Below are 5,888 nucleotides of genomic sequence, written 5' to 3'. Positions count from 1 at the left end.
ATTGCGTAGAAATGCCGACTCATGGTGAAAGCTCGCACATCATTATCGTCGCTACGTCGCATGCCGCTGCCAGCCCTCGACCGCGATGCCTTGCCCACGAACCGCAGAAATGTGATTCCTCAGTCCGATCCGGTTTCTCGCTCGAGACGATTGAAATACTCGTCCAAGCCAGCGCGGAACTCTTCGGGCAATGAGCTGCCCGACTCGCCCGTGGACTGCTGCACGCCGCGATCTTCACGAACTTCTTTGTCATTCAAACCTGTCCCCACAAGCGCCAGGGCCGAGTCGTTGGTCGTCCCCTGCCCTCCTCCGCCGGGCGAAGAGCCTCCGCCACCGCCGCCGCGCGGATTGATTTTCTTCGAGCGCAGCAACAGCTCGATCGCTTCGGTCTCTGCCGCAATGGCCGGCGAACCAGTGTCGGGCCGGTCAAGGATTCCCGTCGCCTCGTCCATCACGGTTTCAACCGCACCCAACAACTTGATTTCGTAGCCGAAATCCGTTTCAGCGTCGGGCAACTCCCTAATACGCTGCGTGAGATCGACCACACGATCCGATAAGCCGTCCTGCGTGTCGCGCAGTTTGCCGGCTTGCTCGCCGTAGACCTTCTCTTCGACGGCGCGGCGCGCTTGCTCGGCGACGCGCGTCTCTTCGCGCAGATTGACTTCCGCTTCCAGGATGCGCATGGCTTCGAGTACCAGCGACGGCGGCAAGCTCCCCTTGGCTTTACAGCCGGGGCACTTGCCCGCACAGGCCGGGTCGACCAAATTATCGGCCCAACGATCGAACGTATCGGACCAGAACTCGCACTGCGCGATCGACATGCCAGCCTCGAGACGCACGTCGTCGCTCAATTGCCGCAAGCTGCCGACGGCATCCTGTTCGCGCATCTCGTCGAGCACGGTTTTGAATCGCTGGAAGCGCCGCCGTTCGAAGTAGGCCTGCATATCGTCCATGATCGTCGACAGCTTCTGGCTGCTTCCCTCCTCGATTTTGGCCAGGCCGACGAGTGCCTCTGCGGAATCGGCCGCTCGTGTGGCGCGCCGCCCGAAGGCGCCCCCGAGTTGGTCGCCAATCTTGCCGGCCACGACATATTGCTCGCGCGAGGCAGCCTTAAGCCGCTTGACCAGCGTGCTCCCTTCCAGATTGGCTAGCACCTTGTTTAACTCGTCGGCGATCTTTTCGAACTCGGCGAGCAAATCTTGCTGCGCTTTGACTGCTTCGTCGAGCTTCTCGGCTGCGGGAGTATTGGCCGGCGGCGTCTTGGGTGCCGGATCCGCCACGGTTGTCACCGGCAGCGTCAGCCGGGGCTTCGAGTTGCTCTTGCCCGGCTCTTGGGGTTCGTCTTCTTTCTTGGCGGGCTGCTGAGAAGACTCGGCATCTACGACTTGCGGCACGGGGGGCTGCGGCTTGCTCTCGGCCGGCTTCGACGCGGCGGCTGCAGTTCCACGCATCTGCCCGGCCATGGGGGCCGGCTTTGTCTGCGAGTTCGACGCCAACCCCTGCGCCTGCGACGACTCTTTCAGCAGGTCGGCGACGTTGGGCATACGGTTGGCCGAAATGTCCTTGAGGATCTGCAGCATCTCGCCCCATTTTTCCAGATGGCCGACGCCGAACTCGGAGTTGCGCATGGCTTGCCGCACCAGTTCTTCGCCGTTAGCGACCAGGCCTGTCAGGCGGCGTCCGTTGCCTCGTTCGGCCGACGACTGGGCTTCGATCTGGCGTCGCACCTCGGGCCGGTCGAGCTCTTCGGGCGTCATCAGGCGTAGTTGCTGGTTGGTGTGGTGCAGCTGCATCTCGCGGTCGCGCACTTCGAGCGACTGGCGATGCCACTTGCTCAATTGCTCGGTCAGCCAGATGTAATGCTGCTCGGAGCTGAGCACGTACAGCACATAACTGGCCGAGTAGACGCGCTCGCGACCTGGCAAATAATCCTCGGCAAAGATGCGGACGCTCAACGGTTGCGGTTCGATGCCCAACGTCTCGGCACAAAAGGCGCCGGCCAGGTCGATTGTTTCTTTATCGCTGCCGCCGGCGGCCAGCACTCGTTCACCGCGAGCGATTTGGCTGGCGGCCGCGCTATCCATCCCCTCCCACTCGATCCCGACAACCTTGACGCCGAAATCGTCCTGCGCCCGAACCTTGAAATTCAGCGTCTCGGAAACCAACACCACTCGTTGCCGCGGCAAATCCTCGCACGACAGAGTCGGCGGATCGTCATCGCGGGCGGTTATTGAAATAGCAAACGGCTCGAGCCCCTTCAGTCCGAACTCGTCCTGCCACTCGAAAATCAGCTTGCGCGAGTCGTCGATAGCGACCGCCCCAGAAGTCACAGCGGCTCCCATCGCCACGGCCGCTGCGCCGTCGACCATGGCGCTCGATAGATTGCGGTTGGCCGTGGCCGTAAATTGGGCCGTGCTACCGCGCACCAGCGTGATCGTCCCGCCGCGCACATCCTTCTGCAGTGGCGCGGCATGTTCCAGATATGCCGGCAGTTGTACATCGGCTTCTACGGCCGCAAGCTCGGGTCGCAACATCGGTTCGAGCCGCGATTGCTGCCGCGCGTCGCCGATACGCAGATCGACCGGCACCGCGTCGATTTGCGGCGGCAAGGCGAATTCGTAAACCCCGTCGCGCAACTCGGCATTCACCTTCGAGTGATTGCCCAGGCGCACGGTCCCTTGCTCCGGGTGCCAGCGCGATTCTTCCAGCAGCCGCACCGGAATTGTTACCGGCTCGCCGTGAGGAACAACGATTTGTTCGGGCAACTCGGCAAGCGCCGTAAACGTGTAGCGCTGGATCGGCCGCCAGGGAGCCACGAACCGCGACCAGGCATTGGTCGCCGCCGAGGGAAACAGGGCCAGCATCGTCACTGTTACGGCGAACGGCACTGACGCCATCAAAGCCCAGAATCGATGACGCGGGTTGGGGACTGCTGTACGAAAATCTCGCTTGGACGCCTCGTGCGCCACCTGTTGAATCGCCGCTTCGCACAGCGCCGGGGATCGCGCCTGCTCGAATTCATTGCGCACCAGCTCGATGATGCCCAACATCTGATCACCCATGCTCGGATACCGACGGCTCAGCAAGCGGGCCAATTGTTCCAGCCGGCGATGACACCAGATCCAGCGGTGCAAATAAACAGGTACCACGGCGCAGCCGCTGGCCGCGACGAGAAAGATGGCGATCCTGGCCCAACTGGGCGTATCGATGACGCGGTCGAGCGCAAACAGAACCAGGTAAGAAACCAGAATCCCGAACAGCGCGCCGCAGGCGGCTTCGATCGATTTGATGCCCCATACATGACGGCGGTACTCGTGCAGTTGCGCCGTGAGCGACGAAGGTAGCTGGAATCGGGAACTCGTTTGGGGGATGCTCATAACTGCCTCACCAATCTTTTTAATGGGTCCCGGTTACTATCCGTAAATCACCTGCGGTCCCACGCAATTCAGATCAATCCGATCGCCTTACGCCCAACCCAAAACAGACCTAACAACGTCACCACTGTGCCCATGACGGCCGGGTGACACCAAAGTTGCACGCGACGAATCGCCGGCGGAGGATCCGGCAGCGCTGCCAGCGAATCGATCACCTGATCGAGCCGGTCGATGCGAATCACTTTGCCGCGCGTGACACGTGCGATTTCTTCCAGCACTTCGGGACGTGCGGCGCGACCGATGCGCTCTTCGGTCCCGCCTTGTACAAAGAACGAGGCGTCGAGCGTCGCGCCGGTTTGCTGGCACGACAGCGTGACGTCGTGGCGACCAGGCTCCTCGGCGGCATAGCGGGCAGAGAACGCGCCCCATTCGTCGCCAGAGGAAGTGAACCGCACTGTCTCGGCCTTGCCGCTGGGGGCCACGATACGCGCCAGGACGTCTCCCCCGGTGAGCGGCTCGCCGCTGCGTTGCATGACATTGGCGCTCAGCGCCACAGTCTGGCGGACCTGCGGTTGCTCGGGGGAGTAGTACATGCGCATGGTCTCGCCCTTGGCCATATTCCGCTGATACGCCATCCAGCGTACCACCTGCCCCCAGAAACGGTAGTGGAATTTGTCTTCCACCCCCTTGCGCCACCGCCACGCACCATCGGTCCCCATGAACAGCACCTTGCCGGCGCCAAAGGTCCTTGTTGCCAGCAGTGGCAGTCGGCCAAACTCATTCGAGACGTCCTTATGGACGCACAAAACTTCAGCGCCTGCTTTGGCACGCTTGACGGCCGCATACCATTGAAAACCCGGTAGTTCTTCCCACACGTCGGCATTGTCTTCTTGCGTATCCGCCAGCTTTGTCAGCAGGCTGCGGCGGCCGGTTTCGGTAAGCTCCAATGTATTGGGTGTTCGCGACCCCCAACCGCTCGGTTGGCCTGCGTCGAGCAGCACAGGGCACAGGTCACCCAGTTCGGAATCCATGAGCGACAATTCGCGTCCTTGCCAGCCCGGCATGAACACCAACCCACTGGCCTGATGTTCGACCAAACCCTTCAACAGCCGGCAATCCTCAGGTGTGAGTTGGCCATCCTCCAAACCGACGTCACCCAAGAACACGACGTCGTATTTCGACAGTTCGTCCAATCCCTGCGGAAATTGCTTGATGTAGTCCTTGTTGCCGCCCCCTCCTTTGCTGAGTCCTGGATGGAACAACAAGCACGACAGTTCCACCCCTGGATCACGCGACAGGGCATTGCGCAGATAGCGATATTCCCAGCGGGGTATCGATTCCACCAGCAACACACGCAGTTTCTCTTCGCGAATGGCAATTGGCGTGGAAAGTTGGTTGTTATCGGCCAATAGCTCGTCGCCATGCTTGGGCACATTCAGCGTGAGGGTGTTATCGCCGACGGCCTTGGGCTTCCAATTCACCCAGTCGCTGGTGCGCCCCATGGGGGCAATGCGCACTTCCTTCGTCACCTCGTCATTGTCCGATGTCTTCAACACGACGGTCACGACATGCTCGCGCGGCAGTGTGCTTTCGATCGTAAAGGGAATCCGCACTGATTTACCGGCGATGCCAAATGTCGGCGAATCAAGGCTCAACAATTCGACATCCGGCAACCGCGACGAACTCCCCACCGGCACGACAAAGACAGGAATCCCCTTCAAGCGTAAGGCCGAAGCCGCCTGCACGGGCGGGCTGCCTGCGGTCCAATCTCCGTCCGACGCCAGCACCACGCCGCGCAAATTCTTGAATCGCTGCGGAGCTTCGGCCAAGGGCTGGAAAAGATCCGTGCCGTGCGAAGTGCCCGCCGGCGAAAAGGGCTGAATCTCGACCGTCAGCCGCTCGGCGAGCGAATTCCAAAACGTGCTGTCCACCAGTGGCGACACCGCCTCGCGCCGCGTCGCTAGCGAAGTCGGTGCAGCCTCGGCGCCGATGACGTCGCGCGTGTCCATGCTCGGCGAACTGTCCCATAGCACGGCGATCGACGGCTTTTCTATGGGATGATATTCCTCGACCCATTCCGGTTGATTGAACAGTAGCGCCACAAGAATCACCAAGACCAATCGTAGCAGCTCGAGCAAGCCGTAGTCACGGCGATAGCCGCTCCGTCGCCACGCCACAAAACAGAGCGCGGCAGTACCCAGCACGACCAACAGCGAGATCGCGATCGACCAGGGAACCCACATGAACGAGAGTGTTCGTACAGTGTTCATGCGTTGGCCCCCGGACCGTGGGCCAACTTGGGCAAACACAGGGCAGCTTCGAGCACGAGCGCTATGAGCATCGCCGCCAGGAACGCACGCCAGATCTCCTGGATCAACGACCCTAAGCTACCGGGCTGATCATCCACCCGGTCAAAATTGAGTCCTTCGAATAGTTCCGCCACGCGCGCGTCGCCAAGAATCTCGGCGCCATCTTCTGATACAGGACGATTCACGGCGAGCAAGCGATCGGCTG

3 protein-coding genes are annotated in these 5,888 nt (G+C 61.3%); all 3 read right to left on the bottom strand.

What is annotated here, in order from left to right:
• Positions 1–119: 119 nt before the first annotated feature.
• A complete protein-coding gene (locus tag VGG64_13750) occupies positions 120–3,377 on the bottom strand; it encodes a hypothetical protein (GenBank protein ID HEY1600667.1) in 3,258 nt (1,085 codons plus the stop codon).
• A 68-nt stretch (positions 3,378–3,445) separates the two neighbouring features.
• On the bottom strand, positions 3,446–5,644 hold the full coding sequence (locus tag VGG64_13745) for a hypothetical protein (protein HEY1600666.1): 2,199 nt from the start codon (positions 5,642–5,644) through the stop codon (positions 3,446–3,448).
• A partial coding sequence (locus tag VGG64_13740; GenBank protein ID HEY1600665.1) for a hypothetical protein occupies positions 5,641–5,888 on the bottom strand: 248 nt, incomplete at its 5' end. The genes VGG64_13745 and VGG64_13740, both read right to left, overlap by 4 nt.

The organism is Pirellulales bacterium (assembly GCA_036490175.1).
In the GTDB taxonomy this organism is placed as follows: Bacteria; Planctomycetota; Planctomycetia; order Pirellulales; family JACPPG01; genus JACPPG01.
Note: the sequence above shows the minus strand (reverse complement) of the source record. Positions and strands in the feature narration are given on the sequence as shown.